The organism is Streptomyces sp. NPDC088197, from assembly GCF_044741185.1.
Classification (GTDB): Bacteria; Actinomycetota; Actinomycetes; order Streptomycetales; family Streptomycetaceae; genus Actinacidiphila.
In genome coordinates, this window is the sequence record NZ_JBIUSD010000019.1 from 87,333 (window position 1) to 106,662 (window position 19,330).

Annotated in this window: 18 protein-coding genes; 14 read left to right on the plus strand and 4 right to left on the minus strand. The window is 73.5% G+C overall.

The window, feature by feature from the left end:
* Positions 1-335 precede the first annotated feature (335 nt).
* From ACIOC1_RS31595 to ACIOC1_RS31615, 5 genes are all read left to right on the plus strand, one after another.
* Positions 336-1,781 carry a DUF4331 domain-containing protein gene (locus tag ACIOC1_RS31595; protein ID WP_355337781.1) on the plus strand — a complete coding sequence of 482 codons (1,446 nt, stop codon included), beginning with the start codon at positions 336-338 and terminating at the stop codon, positions 1,779-1,781.
* A gap of 122 nt (positions 1,782-1,903) precedes the next feature.
* Complete coding sequence (locus tag ACIOC1_RS31600) at positions 1,904-3,331, plus strand: tetratricopeptide repeat protein (protein WP_355337778.1); 1,428 nt, start codon at positions 1,904-1,906, stop codon at positions 3,329-3,331.
* A complete protein-coding gene (locus ACIOC1_RS31605; protein WP_401857449.1) occupies positions 3,328-5,208 on the plus strand; it encodes a hypothetical protein in 1,881 nt (626 codons plus the stop codon). Before ACIOC1_RS31600 ends, ACIOC1_RS31605 begins: the two co-directional genes overlap by 4 nt.
* 158 nt (positions 5,209-5,366) lie before the next feature.
* Positions 5,367-5,711, plus strand: coding sequence for a hypothetical protein (locus ACIOC1_RS31610; RefSeq protein WP_366823709.1), 345 nt, complete (start codon positions 5,367-5,369; stop codon positions 5,709-5,711).
* A gap of 204 nt (positions 5,712-5,915) precedes the next feature.
* Complete coding sequence (locus ACIOC1_RS31615; RefSeq protein ID WP_401857452.1) at positions 5,916-6,563, plus strand: sigma-70 family RNA polymerase sigma factor; 648 nt, start codon at positions 5,916-5,918, stop codon at positions 6,561-6,563.
* Positions 6,564-6,633: 70 nt separating this feature from the next.
* Here ACIOC1_RS31615 and ACIOC1_RS31620 read toward each other — a convergent pair whose 3' ends face one another.
* Together ACIOC1_RS31620 and ACIOC1_RS31625 are read right to left on the minus strand one after the other, a co-directional pair.
* A complete protein-coding gene (locus tag ACIOC1_RS31620; RefSeq protein ID WP_401857455.1) occupies positions 6,634-7,614 on the minus strand; it encodes an RNA polymerase sigma-70 factor in 981 nt (326 codons plus the stop codon).
* Positions 7,611-8,543, minus strand: a complete 933-nt coding sequence (locus ACIOC1_RS31625) for an NAD(P)-dependent oxidoreductase (RefSeq protein ID WP_355337763.1) — start codon at positions 8,541-8,543, stop codon at positions 7,611-7,613. The genes ACIOC1_RS31620 and ACIOC1_RS31625 overlap by 4 nt, the downstream gene beginning before the upstream one ends.
* A gap of 166 nt (positions 8,544-8,709) precedes the next feature.
* Here ACIOC1_RS31625 and ACIOC1_RS31630 point away from each other — a divergent pair, with 166 nt between their 5' ends.
* From ACIOC1_RS31630 to ACIOC1_RS31650, 5 genes are all read left to right on the plus strand, one after another.
* Positions 8,710-8,886, plus strand: a complete 177-nt coding sequence (locus ACIOC1_RS31630) for a hypothetical protein (RefSeq protein ID WP_391043293.1) — start codon at positions 8,710-8,712, stop codon at positions 8,884-8,886.
* 14 nt (positions 8,887-8,900) lie between these two features.
* Positions 8,901-9,857 (plus strand): pseudouridine synthase, encoded by a 957-nt coding sequence (locus ACIOC1_RS31635; protein ID WP_391162397.1) that lies wholly within the window; start codon positions 8,901-8,903, stop codon positions 9,855-9,857.
* A gap of 186 nt (positions 9,858-10,043) precedes the next feature.
* Positions 10,044-11,720, plus strand: coding sequence for a PP2C family protein-serine/threonine phosphatase (locus tag ACIOC1_RS31640; RefSeq protein WP_401857460.1), 1,677 nt, complete (start codon positions 10,044-10,046; stop codon positions 11,718-11,720).
* Complete coding sequence (locus ACIOC1_RS31645; RefSeq protein WP_401857463.1) at positions 11,717-12,865, plus strand: B12-binding domain-containing protein; 1,149 nt, start codon at positions 11,717-11,719, stop codon at positions 12,863-12,865. Before ACIOC1_RS31640 ends, ACIOC1_RS31645 begins: the two co-directional genes overlap by 4 nt.
* Positions 12,862-13,272, plus strand: a complete 411-nt coding sequence (locus tag ACIOC1_RS31650) for an STAS domain-containing protein (RefSeq protein ID WP_401310530.1) — start codon at positions 12,862-12,864, stop codon at positions 13,270-13,272. Before ACIOC1_RS31645 ends, ACIOC1_RS31650 begins: the two co-directional genes overlap by 4 nt.
* Before the next feature lie 94 nt (positions 13,273-13,366).
* On the opposite strand, the gene ACIOC1_RS31655 is transcribed toward ACIOC1_RS31650, so the two are convergent.
* Positions 13,367-14,167, minus strand: coding sequence for a VOC family protein (locus ACIOC1_RS31655; protein ID WP_401857466.1), 801 nt, complete (start codon positions 14,165-14,167; stop codon positions 13,367-13,369).
* Between the two features lie 339 nt (positions 14,168-14,506).
* Between ACIOC1_RS31655 and ACIOC1_RS31660 the strand changes: the two genes are divergently transcribed.
* Positions 14,507-14,722 (plus strand): hypothetical protein, encoded by a 216-nt coding sequence (locus ACIOC1_RS31660; protein ID WP_188279703.1) that lies wholly within the window; start codon positions 14,507-14,509, stop codon positions 14,720-14,722.
* Positions 14,723-14,836: 114 nt separating this feature from the next.
* Here ACIOC1_RS31660 and panD read toward each other — a convergent pair whose 3' ends face one another.
* Positions 14,837-15,259 carry an aspartate 1-decarboxylase gene (gene panD, locus ACIOC1_RS31665; RefSeq protein WP_401857469.1) on the minus strand — a complete coding sequence of 141 codons (423 nt, stop codon included), beginning with the start codon at positions 15,257-15,259 and terminating at the stop codon, positions 14,837-14,839.
* A 222-nt stretch (positions 15,260-15,481) separates the two neighbouring features.
* Here panD and ACIOC1_RS31670 point away from each other — a divergent pair, with 222 nt between their 5' ends.
* The 3 genes from ACIOC1_RS31670 (at position 15,482) to ACIOC1_RS31680 (ending at position 19,282) form a co-directional block, all read left to right on the plus strand.
* Positions 15,482-15,694, plus strand: coding sequence for a heavy-metal-associated domain-containing protein (locus ACIOC1_RS31670; RefSeq protein ID WP_188279701.1), 213 nt, complete (start codon positions 15,482-15,484; stop codon positions 15,692-15,694).
* Between the two features lie 92 nt (positions 15,695-15,786).
* A complete protein-coding gene (locus ACIOC1_RS31675) occupies positions 15,787-18,072 on the plus strand; it encodes a heavy metal translocating P-type ATPase (RefSeq protein WP_401857472.1) in 2,286 nt (761 codons plus the stop codon).
* Between the two features lie 28 nt (positions 18,073-18,100).
* The gene (locus ACIOC1_RS31680) at positions 18,101-19,282 is read left to right on the plus strand and encodes a winged helix DNA-binding domain-containing protein (protein WP_401857475.1); all 1,182 of its coding nucleotides are present in this window, start codon (positions 18,101-18,103) and stop codon (positions 19,280-19,282) included.
* Positions 19,283-19,330: the final 48 nt, after the last annotated feature.

The following is a 19,330-nucleotide window of genomic DNA, read 5'->3' on the forward strand; positions in this document are numbered from 1 at the left end:
TGGCATTCGGAGCGGTGGGGGGCGCGGATTGGTACGGGTGTGCCCATGACCTCTTTACGGCGGTACCTCCGCGTCCGGGCATACGGACATATCGCATACGTATGTCCGTATGCCCGGGGAGAGCCGGAGCGCCTTGCGCCGCGCACGACATGACGCGCCGTCAACATCGGCACCACCGCCAAGCCGGACGGCGCATCCCTGGCATCCGTATCCGCATATTCGCCCGATCGGGGACAAAAACCTCTTTCGGGCAATCCGGCACCTCCCCTGGAGACGAACGGGGTGCAGGGACCGGTCCCGAGGCCGGACTCTTCACCCCCACAGAAAGACCACCCATGAGTTCACGCAGAACACCGGGCATCGTCGGCCGGTGGAAGTCGGCAGCGCTGCTGCTGACGCTCGGCACGGCGATCGCGGGAGCGGCGCTCGCCGGTCCCGGTACGGGCGTCGGCCAGGCGTCCAGCCACCGCGAGGCGCCGCTGATCGCGGCGGACCCACAGGTCGACAACACCGACCTCTACGCGTTCTCCAGTCCTGACAAGTCGGACACGGTGACGCTGGTCGCGAACTGGTACCCGTTCCAGGAGCCCAACGGGGGGCCGAACTTCTACCCGTTCGCCACCGACGCCCAGTACGACATCAATATCGACAGCCAGGGCACCGGCAAGGCGGACCTCACGTACCGCTGGACCTTCCGCAACGAGGACCGGCGCGGAGACAAGACATTCCTGTACAACAACGGCGTGGTGAACAACCTCAACGACAAGACGCTGCTGTTCCGCCAGCACTACACGCTCCAGGAACTGCGCGCGGGCAAGCGCCCGGTCACGCTGGTGAAGGACGGCATCGCGACGCCGTCGAACGTCGGCAAGGCGTCGATGCCGAACTACGGGCGGCTGCGCGGCCAGGCGACGCGGAAGCTGCCCGGCGGCGGTCAGACGGTGGCCTCGCAGGCCGCCGACCCGTTCTTCCTCGACCTGCGCGTCTTCGACCTGCTGTACGGCGGGAATCTGTCGGAGACCGGGCACAACACGCTCAAGGGCTACAACGTCAACACCCTGGCGATCCAGGTCCCGAAGTCGGCGCTGGCGCTCAACTGCAACCCCAAGCGCAACCCGGTGATCGGCGTGTGGAGCACCACCTCGCGCCGCACCATGAACCTCTCCCCGGGCAAGCAGACGGCCAGCGGCCCGTACGTGCAGGTCTCGCGGCTGGGCAACCCGCTGGTGAACGAGGCGGTGGTGCCCGCGGGTCTGAAGAACGCGTTCAACGCGCTGCCGCCGTCGCAGGACCACAACCAGCCCAAGGTCGTGGCGAAGGTGCTCAACCCCGAGCTGCCGATGCTGATCCAGTCGATCTACGGGATCCCGGCGCCCGCGACACCGCGCAAGGACCTTCAGGAGATCTTCCTGACCGGTATCGCGAAGGCGGCGAACGGCCCGCTGGCCGTGGACCTCAACTCGCAGCTCATGAACCAGGACGCCGACAAGAAGCGGTTCGTCCCCGCCGAGGAGCTGCGGCTGAACATGTCCACCCCCGTCACCGCGAAGCCGGACCGTCTCGGCGTGCTGAACGGCGACTTCCAGGGCTACCCCAACGGCCGCCGCCTCGGTGACGACGTCGTGGACATCGCGATCCAGGCGCTGGAGGGCGCGACCCCCGGCCACCTGATCCAGGCGCTCGCCGCGGGTGACGGCGTGAACGGACCCGGCGTCCCCTTCGCCGGCACCTTCCCGTACGTCGCGCTGCCCTACACCGGCTCGGTCAACCAGGCCGGCTGAGCAAGCCACCCGGCGTGGGCACCTGACAGGCCCACGCCGGGTCCCTCTCCTCCGGTCCGACCGCCCCACCCGTCCGACCGGCCGGAGCCCCTGTTCGCCCCGAGCGGAGAAAACAGACCCCCATGCGCCGCCTCGCCCTGATCGCCACCACCGCCGTGCTCTGTGCGGGCCTGACCGGCTTCGCAGCGCTGGAGCGCTCGGGCGGCGCCTCGTCCCCGCCGCCGTCCGACGCGGTCCCTGGCCAGAGTTCCGATACGGGTTCCGGTACAGGTTCCGGTACGGGTCCCGGCCCGGACTCCGGCCCGGTCTCCGGCACGCAGGCGGCGCCGTTGAGCGTGGACGCCATCGTCGCCAAGCTCCAGAGCACGCTGCGCGCACAGCCGAACGACGCCTCCTCCTGGGCCCAGCTCGGCTCCGAATACGTCGAACAGGCCCGGCTCGACGTCGATCCGACGCTGTACCCGAAGTCGGAGGCGGCGCTGCGCAAGTCGCTCGCGCTCCAGCCGCGGCACAACACCGCCGCGCTCACCGGAATGGCCGGACTGGCCAACGCGCGGCACCAGTTCGCGCAGGCCAGGACGTGGGCGGACAAGGCGATCAGCGACGACCCGTACGCCTGGGCGCCGTACGGCGCGCTCAACGACGCGCTCACCCAGTTGGGTGAGGACAGCGCCGCGCAGGACGCCGTGCAGCGGATGCTCGATCTGCACCCGTCGACGGCGTCGTTCACCCGGGCGTCGTACACCTTCGAGCTGCACGGGCGCACCGCGGACGCGGAGCAGGCGCTGCGGCGGGCGCTCCAGGACGCGACGACGGCGGCCGACCAGGCGTTCTGCCACCACTACTTGGGCGAGCTGGCCTTCAACACCGGCAAGACGCGCGAGGCGCTGCGGGAGTACCGGACGGCGCTCGCGCTGGATCCGACGTACACCGCGTCGCTGGCGGGCGCGGCCAGGGCGGAGGCGGCGCTCGGGCGGACGGACCAGGCGGTCGCGGACTACCGGACGGCGATCGACCGGGTACCGCAGCCGCAATATGTGCTGGAATTCGGCGAATTGCTGGAGTCGCTGGGCCGGGCGCCGGAAGCCAGGGCGCAGTACGGGGTGCTGGAGGCGGAGCAGAGGCTGTTCGCGGCCAACGGCGTGGTGGACGACCTCAACCTCGGCCAATATCAGGCCGATCACGGCGACGCGGACCTCGCGGTGAAGCTGCTGAGCGCCGAGTGGGACCGGCGGCACAGTGTGCTGGTCGCGGACGCGCTGAGCTGGGCGCTGCACCGGGCGGGCCGGGACGGCGACGCGCTGCCGCTGGCCGAGCAGGCGAACCGGCTCGGCTGGCGCGACGCGCTGCTGCGCTACCACCGGGGCGTGATCGAGCAGTCGCTCGGCGACGACGAGGCGGCGCGTACGGACCTGGCCGGGGCCCTGGCCGCGAATCCGGCCTTCTCGCCGCTGTACGCGCCGGACGCGCGCGCCCGGCTGACCGCCCTTCAGAAGGATCAGAAGGAACCGGCGGCACAACCACCGCAAGGACGGCGAGGACAGCGATGACGACCCCGATCCGTGCCCGGCGCGGCGCGGCCCTGCTGCTGGTGGCGGTGCCCTCGCTGCTGTGGCTGGCCGCCCCGGCCGTCTCCGCCCACCCGCTGGGCAACTTCACCGTCAACCGGTACGACGGTCTGACCGTACGCCCCGACCGGATCGACGACCTCGCCGTCGTGGACACCGCCGAGATCCCCACGCTCCAGGCCAAGGCCGCCATGGACACCGACCACGACGGGGCCCTGAGCCCGGCGGAGGCCGCGGCCCACGCGCACACCGCCTGCACCGACCTGGCGCGCGGTATCGACGCGACGCTCGGCGGCGACACGGGCGCGGCCGGCGGTTCGGGGACCGCGGGCGGCGCCGGGGGCGCGCGGCCGGCCGCGGCCCTGCGGTTCGGGCTGACGGACGCGTCCTTCCGGCTGGTGCCCGGGCAGGCCGGGCTCGACACCGGACGGCTGGAGTGCCGGCTGTCCGCGCCCGCCTCTCCCGGCCGCGGCGACACGATCGCGCTGGCCACGGGCGTGGACAGCAGCCGGATCGGCTGGCACGAGATCACCGCGCACGGGGACGGCGTACGCATCGGCTCCTCGGACGTCCCTGCCGTCTCGGTCTCGCGCGAGCTGCGCGCGTATCCGGCGGACCTGCTCGCCGACCCGCTGGACCAGCGCCGTACGCGGCTCGTCCTGGGCTCGGGTCCCGGGGCCGTCGCGGCCGTCGCGCCCGGCACCGGCTGGCCCTCCTCCTGGTACGCCGCCCTGGACCGGCGGCTGGGCGCGCTCACCGACCACGACCGGCTCACCCTTCCCGTCGGGCTGCTCGCCGTGCTGATGGCCATGGTGCTGGGCGCGGGGCACGCGGCGCTGCCCGGTCACGGCAAGACCATCATGGCCGCGTATCTGGCGGGCCGTCAGGGGCGTCCGCGCGACGCCGTCACGGTCGCGGGCACGGTGACGCTGACCCACACCGCCTCCGTCCTCGTCCTCGGCATCGCGCTCAGCGTGTCCTCCGCGCTCGTCGGCGAGGACGTCCTGGCCTGGCTCGGTACGGTCAGCGGCATCGTCATCACCGCGGCCGGTCTGTGGCTGCTGCCGTCGGCCGTCCGGGTCTTCCGGGCGCGGCAGGCGGAGCACGGGCACGCGGGGGGCGCGGCTCACGGTTCGCACGGCCACGGACACGAGCACGGACACGAGCACGGACCGGGACACGGGCACGGACACGGGCACGGGCACGGACACGGCCACGGACACGGGGCTGAGCACCAGCACCCGCACCCGTCGTCCGGCCCGCTCGTCGAGGTCCCCGAGGGCGCCGAGGGCATCACCCAGCAGAGCGCGGGCACGACCGTCGCCACCACGCGGGTCGCGGTCCTGGACGAGCGGGAGGCCCCCGAACACGAACACGACCACGAGCACGGCCTTGAGCACGGCCTTGAGCACGACCACGGCCACGACGGTCACCACTCGCACCACACCGACGATCACACCGCCCACGAACACCCGCACCGCCACGGCCTCTTCGGCCACGGCCACCATCACCACTCCCACTCCGCGGGCGGCACCCGCAAGCGCGGCGGTCTCATCGGCATCGGCATCGCGGGCGGCCTGGTCCCCAGCCCCTCGGCGCTGGTCGTCCTGCTGGGCTCGATCGCCCTCGGCCGTACGGCGTTCGGCGTGCTGCTCGTCGTCTGCTACGGCCTCGGCATGGCCGCCACCCTCGCCGCCGCGGGCCTGCTCCTCCTGACACTCAGGGACCGCTTCCCCGCACTGAGCGGCGGGAGATGGCACGCCGTCGGCGCGTGGAGCGGTCGCCTCACCCCTCTGGGCACCGCGCTGCTCATTCTCGCCGTGGGCGTGGGAACCGCCCTGCGTGCGATGCCCCTCTGACGGATCGACAACACCCGCACCCGTTGTCCCACGGACGCCACAAGGACAGAACCATGCGCACACCCTCGCGTACGACGCCTCGCACGACTGATATGACCGGCACGACCCGCACGGCCACGCGTACGGCCACACGTACGGCCACACGTACGGCCACACGTATGACACCGCGCACGTCACCGCGTACGGCCTCCCGCCCGGCCGCCCTCCTCGGCGCCGCCCTGACCGCCGCCGTCCTCGCGCTGGCGCTCACCTCCTGCGCCGCCGACCGGCACACGGGAGCGCTGGTCACCGGCCCCGCGAGCCCGCGTCCGACCTGCCGCGTGCACCAGGCGACGCTGCCCGACCGCGACTACACGGCGGGCAAGAACAGCGACCCGATGGCCGTACTGTCGATGCTCCGCTACTACACGGCCCAGCACGCGCTGCCCTATTGCGACGGAAAACCGGCCAGCCGTCAGGACGACGCCTGGGACACCCTCTACGGCGACCTCACCCGGCGCTGAGCGCGCCACCGGCCCCCGACTCCGCCCATGACCCCGGCGGACGGCCGACGGGCGCCACGTCAGGGCGCCCGCACATCCGTACGTCCGTACCCCCTTTCCAGGTGGCCATCGGGCGGAGCGGCCATACCTGAGGACCGGGGCCACGAACTCCCCTTGGTCCGCACGGCACCCGGTTCAGCACCGGGCGCTGAGGAGGTGAGCCGAATGCCGGACGCAGGTCCGACGCGTCTCCCGTCGCCGCCGGAGGCGGAGTGCTGGGAGAGCGACGGCCTCGAACAGCACATGCTGGCGGCGGGACGCGGCGACCAGGAGGCGTTCACCGCGCTGTACACGCTGCTCTTTCCCATGGTCAAGTCGCTGGTCCAGCGGCGGGTGCGGCTGCGCGCCGAAGCCGAGGACATCGCCCAGGACGTCATGGCCGAGGTGTGGGCGAAGGCGTCGCTGTACCGGCCGGAGCAGGGGAGCGTACGCGGCTGGGTCGTCACCATCGCGCACCGCCGTGCCGTCGACTGGATCCGGCGCAACGCCGTACTGCTGCGCAGTGAGGACCTGGCGGCCCGCAGGACGCGGCTGCCGGCCGGCGACAACGTCCTGGACATCGTCGAGCGGCGCATGAGGCAGGCGGCGGTGCGGCGCGGGGTGAGCGTGCTGACCGATCTGCAACGGGAGGCGATCCACCTGGCGTTCTACGCCGAGCGCAGCCACCAGGAGGTCGCGGAGACGCTCGGCATCCCGCTGGGCACGGCCAAGTCCCGTGTCCGCAGCGCCCTGACGCGTCTGCGCCGCGACCTCGGTCTCGACCTGGACCTGAACCTGAACCTGGATCTGAACCTCGACCTGGACCGCAAGTGACGGCGCGGGACGGCGGACACGGGACGACGGACACGGGACGACGGGGGCGGGACGGCAAGGGCGGGGGGCGTTACGGGCGGCGGGCCGCGTTCCACTCGCGGTAGACCGCCCACGCGTCCCCGACCGGGCCCAGGTGTCCGAGCTTGTCGGGGTTGCTGACGGAGTTGATCATCTGGATCCGGCCGTCGAGCACGTCCAGCGTCCACACGTTGAGCACCTTGCGGTCGCGGTCGCGGAAGATCATGCCGGGCTGGCCGTTGATCTCGTGGGCCTCGACGGTCACGTCGATGCGGAAGAACCAGGGGAAGGTGGTGGCGAGCAGGCGCGTCACGTTCTCGACGCCGCTGATGGCGCGGGCGAACTGCGGGGTCTTGCCGCCGCCGTCGCCGACGACCTGGACGTCCGCGGCGAGCACGTCGCGCAGGGCCTCGACGTCGCCCTCGCGCAGCGCGTCGAAGAACCGTCCCGCCAGCCTCTCCCGCTCCCGCCGGTCGGCCTCGAAGCGCGGGCGGCCCTCGTCCATGTGCCGCCTGGCGCGTACCGCGAGCTGACGGCAGGCGGCCTCGGAGCGGCCGACGGCGGAGGCGACCTCGGGGAAGCCGAAACCGAAGACCTCGCGCAGCACGAAGACGGCGCGCTCCAGCGGGCTGAGCCGCTCCAGCAGCAACAGGGCGGCCGTCGAGACGGAGTCGGCCAGTTCCGCCGAGCGCGCCGGGTCGTCGTAGGGGTCGGCGAGCAGCGGCTCCGGCAGCCACTCCCCCACGTACTCCTCGCGCCGGAAGCGGGCGGAGCGCAGCACGTCGATGGAGACGCGGGTGACGGCGGCCGACAGGTACGCCTTGGGCGAGGCGGGCGAGGTCCCGGCGGCCTCGTAGCGCAGCCAGGTGTCCTGGACCGCGTCCTCCGCCTCGCTCACGCTGCCCAGGATCCGGTACGCGATCGAGAACAGCAGCGGCCGCAGGTCCTCGAACTCCCCCGCCCGCGCCGCACCGGACCGTGCCCCGTCAGACCGTGCCGAACCCTGCCCCTGCCGCGCATCCGCCCGCGTCACTTCAGCCCCTTCTCGAACCCCTCGCGCCACGACGAGTAGCGCGGCTCCCAGCCCAGTTCCCGCCGGGCCTTGGCATTGGAGAAGCCGCGGCCCTCGGTCATCATCGTCACCGCCACCTCCCCGGCCAGCAAACGGGCCAGCCACGCGGGCACCCGCATCGGCCGTTTCGCGCCCGCGCACCGGGCCAGATACGGCAGCCACTCGGCGGCCGGCGCCGGTTCGTCGTCGACGACGTTGAACAGGCCGGTCGCGCGCCGCTCGACGGCCAGGGCGGTGGCGCTCGCCGCGTCGTCCAGGTGGATCCACGAGGTGTGGCCCGCGCCGGCGCCGACGAGCGGGAGCTGCCGCTTGCGCAGGAGTTCGACCATGTCGTCGGTGACGCCGGGGCCGTAGAAACTGCCGTAGCGCATGACCGCGCCGCCGAAGTCCGCCACCACGTCCTCGACGTGCCGGATCGCCCGCATCCCCGCCTGCGCCGCCGTCCCCTCCATCAGGTCGAGCGGGTCCTGTTCCGTCTTGACCCAGCCGCCCTCGCGGACGCCGTTCCAGGAGGCGTAGCCCTGGGCGACGACGTGGCGCACGCCGGTCGCCTGGGCCGCCGCCAGCAGGTGGTCGGTGCCTTCGGTGCGGAGCCGGATGGTGGGGGCGAACCAGCGGTCCATGTGCTTGAGGTCGGGCTTGCCCGCGTGCGCGGTGGCGATCGCCGTCATCTGGTGCACGATGACGTCCGGCCGCGCCGTGGCCACCGCCTCGCCGACCGACGCCGCGTCCAGGCCGTCCATCACGACGCCGTCGGCGCCCAGCGCCTTCAGCGAGTCCAGTTTGGCCGCGCTCGTCGTGGTGGCCGTCACCTGGTGGCCCCCGTCCACGAGCAGCGGCACCAGCCGCCGCCCCAGTACCCCGCTCCCGCCCGCCACGAACACCCGCATGACCGCCACCGTCCTCGCGTTCCGGTCGTCCCCGGCTCATCGCGGGGCTCTCCCTCACGGGACGGGACAGCGCGGGCGCCTGTGACACGCGAGGGACGGTGCGGGTGTGCGAGGTGTGCGGGGGAATGTCAGTGCGGCTTGATAGGGATCTTGATAGGGATGGGGCATGACTGAGCGTGTGACGATCCATGACGTCGCTCGAGGGCTGCCGTCGATCGCGGGGCTGCGGGATGTGTGCCGGGCGTCGGCCGCGTTGGAGATCGTGCGGTATCCGGGGGCGGGGGAGGTTCGGGGGGACGGCCGGGGGGAGCTGGAGCGGATCGGTTACCCGGTCGCGCGCTGACGGGGGGCGGGGACATGGCACGCAGGGGCGGGCGCAAGGCGCCGCCGTCGCCGTTGGCGCAGCGGGACGGCGTGGACCCGGTGCGGCTGCGGCTGCCCGGCGGGGGCGGGGAGCCGCCGACGGTGGCGGCGTATCTGCTGGAGCGGTACGCGGGGGCGGTGGGCGCGGAGCGCGTCGGGGCGATGCTGGCCGAGGGGCGTTTCGTGACCGCGGACGGCGGTCCGGTGACGGCGGGGACGGCGTACGAGGCGGGCGCGTACGTATGGTTCCACCGCGATGTGGCGCCGGAGACGGCCGTGCCGTTCGAGGTGAGGGTGGTGTACCGCGACGAGCGGATCGTGGTGGCGGACAAGCCGCACTTCCTGGCGACGACCCCGCGCGGGCGGCACGTGACGGACACCGCCCTGGCGCGGCTGCGGCGCGACTGCGGGCTGCCCGAACTGTCGCCCGCGCACCGGCTCGACCGGCTGACGGCGGGCCTGGTGCTGTTCGTGGTCCGCCCCGGGGACCGGGGCGCGTACCAGACGCTCTTCCGGGACCGGCGGGTGCGCAAGGAGTACGAGGCGGTCGCCGCGTACGACCCGCGGGTGGAGCTGCCGAGGACGGTACGGAGCCGGATCGTGAAGGAGCGCGGGCGGATCGCGGCGTGGGAGGAGCCGGGGCCGCCGAACGCGGAGAGCCGGGTCGAACTGCTGGAGCGGCGCGGTGCGCGGGGCCGCTACCGGCTGCTGCCCGCGACGGGCCGTACCCACCAGTTGCGGCTGCACATGAGCGCGCTCGGCCTGCCGCTGCTGTACGACCCGGTGTATCCGCGGGTGCTGCCGGAGCCCGAATCGGAGGGCGGCCGGGAGGACTTCACCCGGCCGCTGCAACTGCTCGCGCGGGCGCTGGAATTCACCGATCCGGTGACCGGACGGGCGCTGCGGTTCGACAGCGCGCGGGAGCTGGCGGCGTGGCGCGAGGCCCTGTGACCGGTCGGCCACGCTCCGGTGGGCTGGTTGCGGGGCCGCGGGGAAGTACGGGATGGTTGCTGGACGGCAACGGTCTTCTGGTCGCCGTACGCAACTGTCCCCTAGTCGATGAGGTGAGGGATTCGCTCAGCGGATCCTGAATGTGTGGTTGGTTCCGTCACGACGGCAGCCGGTGCGGACGCACCGGTGAGCGTTTCGAGGAGCGACACCCCGTACCCCCTGCTGGCGCCCTACCCGGTGCTCGTGGTCGAGGCCGACGGCAGGCTGATACTCGCGAACGAGGCGGCGGGGGTTCTGCTGCCGGGGGCCGGGAAAGGGGTGGCGCTCGCGGACGTGGCGCCACCGTGGCTGTCGCGGGCACACGAAACGCTGCACGCGCCGACGGAAAAATCCCCGGGCCCGGACGGGGCCGCGACCGCTGACGTGGACGTTGCCGCGACCGCTGACGTCGACGTGGCCTGGGGCGCGGTCGGCGGGCGCACCTTCGAGGCGCATCCGACGGTGCTGGCCGACGGAAGCGCCGTGTGGTGGCTGGTCGAGGACACCGACCGGCGGCTGGCGCGCGAGGCGTTGCGCATGGAACGCGAGCGCACCGAATTCCTCAGCCGTTCGTCCAACCTGCTGCTCTCCTCGCTCAACCTGGACCGGTGCATGGACGTCACCGCGCAGATGGCCGCCGAGCACCTGGCCGACGCCGCCATGGTCATCGCCCCGTCGCGGGCGAACCGGCTGCCGGTGGTCTCCTGTGTGCGCGGCGGCAGCCCCTCGCAGTCGCACCTGGGCGTCGATCCGGACGAAGTGCCGGGGCTCGGCGAGGCGTTGCGCGGCTTCCCGCCGGTGCCCTCGCGCTGGCTCGACCCGGCGACGGCCCCCTCCTGGCTGGTGCCCGAGGGCTTCGGGCCGGTCGGTTCGATAGTGATCACCCCGCTGCCGGGGCACGGGGTGTCGGCGGGCGCCCTCGTCCTGCTGCGGCGCTCGGAGACCGACGCCTTCACCGAACGCGAAGAGGTCTTCGCCCGGCTGTTCGCCGCGCGCGCGGGCGCCGCCATGTCGGCGGCCCGGCTGTACGCGGAGCAGTCGGCGATCACCGACGTCCTGATGCGGGAACTGCTGCCGCCGTCGCTGCACCAGGTCGGCGGGGTGGACTTCGCCGGCGGCTACCGGCCCTCGCAGGACCACGAGCGGATCGGCGGGGACTTCTACGACGTGCACCCGTCGGTGACCGAGGGCGAGGCGTCGCTGGCGGTGCTGGGCGATGTGTGCGGCAAGGGCCTCGAGGCGGCCGTGCTGACCGGCAAGATCCGCAACACCCTGCACGCGCTGCTGCCCATGGCCGACGACCACCAGCGGATGCTCAGCCTGCTGAACACGGCGCTGCTGAACTCCCACCACACCCGCTTCGCGACGCTGATCCTGGCCTCCGCGCTCCGCGACGGGCACCAGGTGCGGCTGCGGCTGACCAGCGCGGGGCACCTCGCGCCGCTGATCGTGCGGGCCGACGGCGAGGTGGAGCAGGCCGACACCAAGGGCACCCTGGTCGGCGCGATCCCCGACGCCGTCTCCCGTACCGTCACGCTGTCCCTGGCGCCCGGCGAGACCTGCGTGCTGTACACGGACGGGATCACCGAGGCGCGCGGCGGCCCCCTGGGCGGTGCGCTGTTCGGCGAGAAGCGGCTGCGGCGCGTGCTGTCGGAGTGCGCGGGCATGCCCGCGGAAGGAATCGTGGAGCGGGTCCAGATGCTCGCCGCCGAATGGGTCGGCACGGGGCGTCACGACGACATGGCCGTCGTCGTGATCTCCGCGCCCCGGACGCACCACCTGAGTGCGGTGAACGGCCGTACTCGGGGCAGGTACACAGCGTGAGCACCGACACCGAGCCGACCGCACCCTCGTCGCACTCCGCGTCCTCGCCGCCCGCCCCGCCGTCCGGAGCCCGCTCCGGACCTGATCAGGGGCTCGGGCGGCGCGTGACGGAGCTGTGGGAGGCCGTCGCGCACGGCGACGAGCACGCGGCGGCCGGTGTGGTGCTCGGCGCGCTGGACACGGGGGTGGACGCGGAGAGCGTGCTGCTCGACCTCATCGCGCCCGTGCAGGGCAAGGTGGGCGATGAGTGGGCGGCCAACCGGCTGAGCGTCGCCGAGGAGCACGCCGCCACCGCGATCAACGACCGGGCGGTGGCGGCGCTGTCCCTGCACCCGGCCGCCCGTACCGAACCCTGGCGGGGCAGGATCACGGTGGCCTGCGTCGAGGGCGAGTGGCACGCGCTGCCCGCCCGGATCCTGGCCGAGGTGCTGAAGCTGCGCGGCTGGCGCGTCGACTTCCTCGGCGCCCAGGTGCCCACCCCGCACCTCATCACCCACCTGCACCGCACCGCGTGCGACGCGGTGGCGCTCTCCAGTTCGCTGGCCACCCGGCTGCCGACCGCGCACGCGGCGATCACCGCGTGCCAGGCCGTCGGGGTGCCGGTCCTCGTCGGCGGCGCCGCCTTCGGCCCGGACGGCCGGCACGCGCGGCTGCTGGGTGCCGACGCCTGGGCCCCCGACGCGCGTACGGCCGCGGAGCGCCTCGCGCGCGGCCCGCTGCCGCGCCCGCAGCCCGAGCACCAGCCGATAGACGATCTGCCGCACCTGGCCGACCAGGAGTACACGATGGTCGCGCGCGCCCGTACGGCCCTGGTGCGGACCGTCTTCGGCGGGCTGGAGGCCGCCTTCCCCGCGATGCGCGCGTACAGCGAACTCCAGCGCGAGCACACCGCGCAAGACCTCGCGCACATCGTGGACTTCCTCACCATCGCCCTCTACACGGGCGACGAGGACCTCTTCGCGGACTTCCTCACCTGGACAGCGGGGATTCTCGCCGCCCGCGGCGTTCCCGCGCACAGCCTGCCGCCCGCGCTGCGGATCCTGTCCGACGAGCTGAAGGACTTCCCGCGCGCGGTCCGGATACTCCGGCTCGGCACCGACTGTCTGACCTCGTCCGCACTCACCACCGCCAGGACCACCGCATGACCACGATTCCCCCGAGCCATCTGCGGCTGACGGCCGTCGACACCCAGACGACCGTGCGGATCGAACTGCACGGCGACCTCGACTACGACAACGCCGACCGGCTGCTGGCCGTCGTCAGCGACAAGATCGCCGACAATCCGCACCTGGCGGACCTGCACCTGCACTGCGCCGGGCTCGGCAGCACGGACTCCAGCGGGCTCTCGGCGCTGCTGATGATCCGCCGCCGCACCGACGAGGCCGGTGTCCGGCTCCACCTGGACGACCGGTCCCCCGCGCTGGAGCGGCTGCTGACGATCACCGGCACGCTCGCCCATCTGACGGCGCTCCCCGCGACCGGGGCCGGTGCGGCGGAGCCGTCCGCCGCCGAGCAGGCCGCCCCTTCCACGGGCCAGGACCCGCGGGCCTGAGAGCCGCGCGGGCCTGAGGGGCCGCGGGCCGGGCATGCTGTGCCGGCTTTACGGGGGCCGTAAGGGCTTCGCGGGCTCTACGGGCTTTACGGGCTCAGGACGTCATCGAGGCCGCCGGGGTGAGCACGGCGAAGAACGCGCCCTCGGGGTCGGTCAGCAGGGCGAGGCGGCCGACGCCCGCCATGCCGGTGGGGGGCAGGAGGGCCGTGCCGCCGCCCTCGGTGGCCCTGGCGACGACGGCGTCGCAGTCGTCGACGCCGAAGTAGGGCTGCCAGTAGGCCGTACCGGCGGGGAGCAAGTCGGGGCCGAGCTGGAGGATGCCGCCGTGCGAGCCGTCCTGGCCGCCGCCGGAGCGGGACACCACGGTGTAGACGTCGGCGGACGCGTCGCCTGGCAGCGGCATGTCCTCGTAGTCCCAGGCCAGGACCGCGGCGTAGAAGTCCTTGGCGCGCTGGGCCCGCGGTGTGTACAGCTCGGTCCAGCACAGGCCCCAGGGGCCGACGTGGTCCAGGCCCTTGTTGGTGCCGGGCTGCCAGACGCCGAATTCGCCGCCGGTCGGGTCGGTGTAGGAGGCGAGGCGGCCCTGGTCGAAGACGTCCATCGGCGGCACCCGTACGGTGCCGCCGTTCTCCTCGACGGCCGCCGTGGTGGCGTCGGCGTCGGCGGTCTCGAAGTAGACCGTCCAGGCCGGGTGGGCGCCGGTGTCCTGGAGCGGGCCCAGCGCGGCGACCGTCGCGCCGTCCCGCACGAAGGTGCCGTACCCGCCGGACGCGGGGCCGCCCGGTTCGAATTCCCAGCCGAAGAGCGAGCCGTAGTACGCGGCGGCGGCCGTGGTGTCGCGGCTGCCCAGGTCGATCCAGTCGGGCGCGCCGGGCACGTAGTCGTTGGTGAGCATGGGTGCCTTCCTCCTGGAGCTGTCGTGCGGTGACCGGGCGGATCGGAGCCGTCCGGGCGGATCGGAGGCGTCGGGCGGGTCAGGGGTGCCGGGCGGATCGCAGGCGCGGGGCGGATCGGGTGGGTGCCGGGCGGATCGGGTGGGTGCCGGGCTTTTTGTCCGATTGGGACGCAGTGTCCTCTCTCACACCCAGCATGGCAGCCGGTCCCGACAATCGCCGTTCGTGCGCAGGTCACCGCCTTGGCGGGTGAAACGGAAGGCGCCGTGCCGCATCGACACGGTCACGCGCGGTGTTTAACGGATTCGGGATTGTCAGTGCCGCCGTCTACTGTGGTTCACATGTACGGGGGAAGTCTCGATCAAGCGAACGCGGCCCTGCGCGCTTATGTGCAGGAGCACGGCGACCGGCCTTGGACGGCCGAAGAGCTCACGGAGCTGGCGCGGCTGCGCGCCGAGTGGACCGCCGCCGCGCGGGGTACCCAGATGCCGATACGCCCGGTCCAGGGCCCGGCCGTCGGCCCGGTGAGCGGCGCGGCGGTCGTCACCGCCGCGTAACGCTCACCGTCGGACACACGGGGCGCGACGCGTCACGAGCGGTCCGCGAACATTCCGCGAACACCCCGCGATCAGCGAGCGGGCCCCGGCACATCAGTGATCCGGCTTCGGCCGTCAGGCCCGCGCCACGGCGTGCGGGGGGCGGAGCGTGTCCGCGCCGGGGGTGGGCTCCGACGGGTCGCCGCCGACCGTGATGATCCGGTTGTCGGCGTCCACATGGACGACGGCCGGGCGCAGCGCCCTGGCCTCGGCGTCCTCGACCTGCGCGTAGCTGATCAGGATGACCAGGTCTCCGGGGTGCACGAGGTGGGCGGCGGCGCCGTTGATGCCGATGACGCCGGAGCCGCGCTCACCCTCGATGACATAGGTCTCCAGCCGGGCGCCGTTGGTGATGTCGACGATGTGGACGAGTTCGCCGGGCAGCAGGTCCGCGGCGTCCATCAGATCGGCGTCGACGGTCACGGAGCCCACATAGTGCAGATCCGCCTGGGTCACGGTGGCCCGGTGGATCTTCGACTTGAACATGGTGCGCAGCACGCTGCCGCCTCCTGGTGAAAGAGCTGGTCGCGTCCCTGCCACGGGTACGCGCCGACGTGTCCAGCCTAGGCGAGCGCCCGGCGTGCCGGGACCGGCGGGGCGCCCGGAGTGCCGAAGATCTCAGCTTCGTGGAATACCCCTAGGGGGTATATGGTTGTTCCCGGCGGACGGAGAAGCACGTCCGCACAAGCAGGCACGCACGCACGTATCGAGGAGAACACCATGAGCGAGGCCGTCTACTCCGTGTCCGGGATGAGCTGCGGTCACTGCGAGTCCGCGATCACCAAGGAGGTCACCGCGATTCCCGGTGTCACCTCCGTCAAGGCGGTCGCCTCGACCGGTCTGCTGACCGTCGCGTCCGAGCAGCCGGTGGACGACGAGTCGGTGCGCGCCGCCGTGGACGAGGCGGGTTACGAACTGGTCGGCCGCGCCTGACCGGCGCTTCGCGGCCTCCACGGCGGGGGCCGGGGGCAGGGGCCGGGCGGCAGGAAAGGTACGACGGGGACACGAGGGGAGCGGGAGTGGCCATGACCACGGCGGCGAAGGACGGCGGGACGGCGGCGGCCGAGCAGGCGGTCGAGCTGGAGATCGGCGGCATGACGTGCGCGTCCTGCGCCGCGCGGATCGAGAAGAAGCTCAACCGGATGGACGGCGTCAGCGCCACCGTCAACTACGCGACCGAGAAGGCCAAGGTGGCGTACGCCGAGGGAGTCGCGGTCGGCGATCTCATCGCGACCGTCGAGGCCACCGGGTACACCGCCGCGCTCCCCCCGCCCCCGCTCGCGCCCCCGGCCGACGCCGACGGGACCGCCGCCGGCCCGGCGCGCGACCCCGAATCGGCCTCCCTGCGGGAGCGGTTGATCACCGCCGTCGTCCTCGCCGTGCCGGTCGTCGCGCTGTCGATGGTCCCGGCGCTCCAGTTCGACAACTGGCAGTGGCTGGCGCTGACGCTCGCCTCGCCGGTCGTGATCTACGCGGGCTGGCCCTTCCACCGCGCCGCCTGGACGAATCTGCGGCACGGCGCCGCCACCATGGACACCCTGGTGTCGGTCGGCACCCTCGCCGCGTACGGCTGGTCCCTGTGGGCGCTGTTCTTCGGCGACGCGGGCATGTCCGGCATGAAGGACTCCTTCGACCTCACCGTCTCGCGCGGCGGCGGCAGCGGCCACATCTATCTGGAGGCGGCGGCCGGGGTCACCGCGTTCATCCTGGCCGGGCGGTACTTCGAGGCCCGCGCCAAGCGGAAGGCGGGGGCGGCGCTGCGCGCGCTGCTCGAACTGGGCGCCAGGGACGTCGCGGTGCTCCGCGACGGGCGGGAAGTGCGTATCCCGGTCGGCGAGTTGGCGGTCGGCGACCGCTTCGTCGTACGCCCCGGCGAGAAGATCGCCACCGACGGCGTCGTCCGCGACGGGGGCTCCGCCGTCGACGCGTCGATGCTCACCGGGGAGTCCGTACCGGTCGAGGTCGGACCCGGCTCGCGGGTCACCGGCGCCACCGTCAACGCGGGCGGGCGCATCGTCGTCGAGGCCGAGCGGATCGGCGCCGACACCCAACTCGCCCGTATGGCACGGCTGGTGGAGGACGCGCAGAACGGCAAGGCCGCCGCGCAGCGGCTCGCCGACCGGATCTCGGCCGTCTTCGTGCCCGTGGTGATCGTGCTGGCGCTCGGCACGCTCGCCTTCTGGCTGCTGACCGGAGAGGGCGCGACCGCCGCCTTCACCGCGGCCGTCTCCGTCCTCATCATCGCCTGCCCGTGCGCGCTCGGGCTCGCCACGCCGACCGCGCTCATGGTGGGCACCGGGCGCGGCGCGCAACTCGGCATCCTCATCAAGGGGCCCGAGGTGCTGGAGTCGACGCGGGCCGTCGACACGGTCGTGCTGGACAAGACCGGGACGGTCACGACCGGGTCGATGACGCTGACCGGGGTGCGTGTGTCGGGAGCCGAGGAGGCCGACGTCCTGCGGCTGGCGGGCGCGCTGGAGGACGCCTCCGAGCACCCGATCGCGCGGGCCGTCGCCGCCGGGGCGCGCGAGGCGGCCGGTGAACTGCCGCCGGTCACGGACTTCGAGAACGTCCCCGGCCTCGGTGTGCGCGGTGTCGTCGAGGGCCACGAGGTGCTGGTCGGCCGCGAGCGGCTGCTGAGCGGGCGCGGGCTCGTCCTGCCCGCCGACCTCGCCGAGGCCAAGGCGGCGGCCGAGGCGCACGGCGGCACGGCGGTCGTCGTGGGCTGGGACGGGCGGGCGCGGGCCGTGCTCGTCGTCGCCGACGCCGTCAAGCCGACGAGCGCGGAGGCCGTACGGCGGCTGCGGGCGCTCGGCCTGCGGCCGATGCTGCTCACCGGGGACAACGCGGCCGTCGCGGCGGCCGTCGCCGCCGAGGTCGGCATCGACGCGGCCGACGTCTTCGCGGATGTCCTCCCCGAGGACAAGGTCGCCGTCGTCCGGCGCCTCCAGGCCGAGGGGCGCAGCGTCGCCATGGTCGGCGACGGTGTGAACGACGCCGCCGCGCTCGCCCAGGCCGACCTCGGGCTCGCCATGGGCACCGGCACCGACGCCGCCATCGAGGCCGGGGACCTCACCCTGGTCCGCGGTGACCTGCGCGTGGCCGCCGACGCCATCCGCCTCGCGCGGCGCACGCTCGGCACCATCAAGTCCAATCTCTTCTGGGCCTTCGGCTACAACGTCGCCGCTCTGCCGCTGGCGGCGGCGGGGCTGCTCAACCCGATGATCGCGGGCGCGGCCATGGCCTTCTCCTCCGTCTTCGTCGTGGCCAACAGCCTGCGCCTGCGCGGCTTCCGGCCGCTGAGCCGGTAGTGACGGCGGGGCGTGTGAGCATGAGGGCATGAGCGGAACGCGGCGGCGGCAGGTCGGGAACGAGGAGCGGCGGGGGCGGCTGGTGCGGCGGCAGCTCCGGGCCGTGGGCACCTGCGAGGAGGTCGCCGACGCGCTCGTGGCGCTGCACGCGACCGATCCGGCGACGGTGTTCCTGACGGTGGCGGCGCGGCTGCGCGAGCCGGGCGACGGCGTCGGGGCGCTGGAGGAGGCGCTGTACGGGGAGACCGGGTCGCTGGTGCGGATGCTGGCGATGCGGCGCACGATGTTCGTCGTGGGCCGGGCGGCGGCGCCGGGGGTGTACGCGGCGGCCGGGCGGCAGATCGCGGCGAAGGAGCGCAAGGGGCTGCTGGCGTTCCTGGCGGAGGGCGGCGGCTGGGACGAGGCGTGGCTGGAAGACGTCGAGGCACGGGTGCGCGCGGCGCTCGACGCGCACGGCGAGACCAGCGGCGCGGGGCTGTCGAAGCTGGTGCCCGAGCTGCGCGAGCAGGTGCTGGTGGCGGCGGGCAAGCCGTACGAGGCGCGGCAGAACGTGGCGAGCCGGATCATCAGGACGATGGCCGCCGAGGGCCGGATCGAGCGGCGCAGGCCGGCCGGGTCGTGGACGAGCAGCCAGTTCCGGTGGGCGAACGCCGAGCCGCTGCCCGACGTGCCGGTGGCCGAGGCGCGCGCCGGGGTGGTGAAGGCGTGGCTGGGGGCGTACGGGCCGGGGACGGCGGCCGATCTGAAGTGGTGGACGGGCTGGTCGCTGACGGAGGTGCGCAAGGCGCTCGCGGCGGCCGGCGCCGAGGAAGTGCTGCTGGACGGGGACGCCGTCGGCCACGTACTGCCCGGTGACGCCGGGCCGTCGGCGGACGCGCCGCCGCCCGCCGCGACGCTGCTGCCCGCGCTGGACCCGACGCCCATGGGGTGGCAGGAGCGCGACTGGTTCCTGCCGCGCGAGCACCGCGCGTCCCTCTTCGACCGCTCGGGCAACGTCGGGCCCACCGTGTGGTGGGGCGGCGAGGTGATCGGAGGCTGGGCGCACCGCGCGGACGGCACTGTCGCCTGGCGGCTGCTGGCCGACCGGGGCGCGCGGGCGGCGGACGCGGTCGAGGCGGCGGCGGAGCGCCTCACCGCTTTTCTCGCGGGCGGCGGTGTGACGGTCACACCGCGATTCCGCACCCCTTTGGAGCGCGAACTGTCCGCCTGACCCGGCCGGGACCCGCGCACCCGGCCGGACCCGCGCACCCGCTGGACT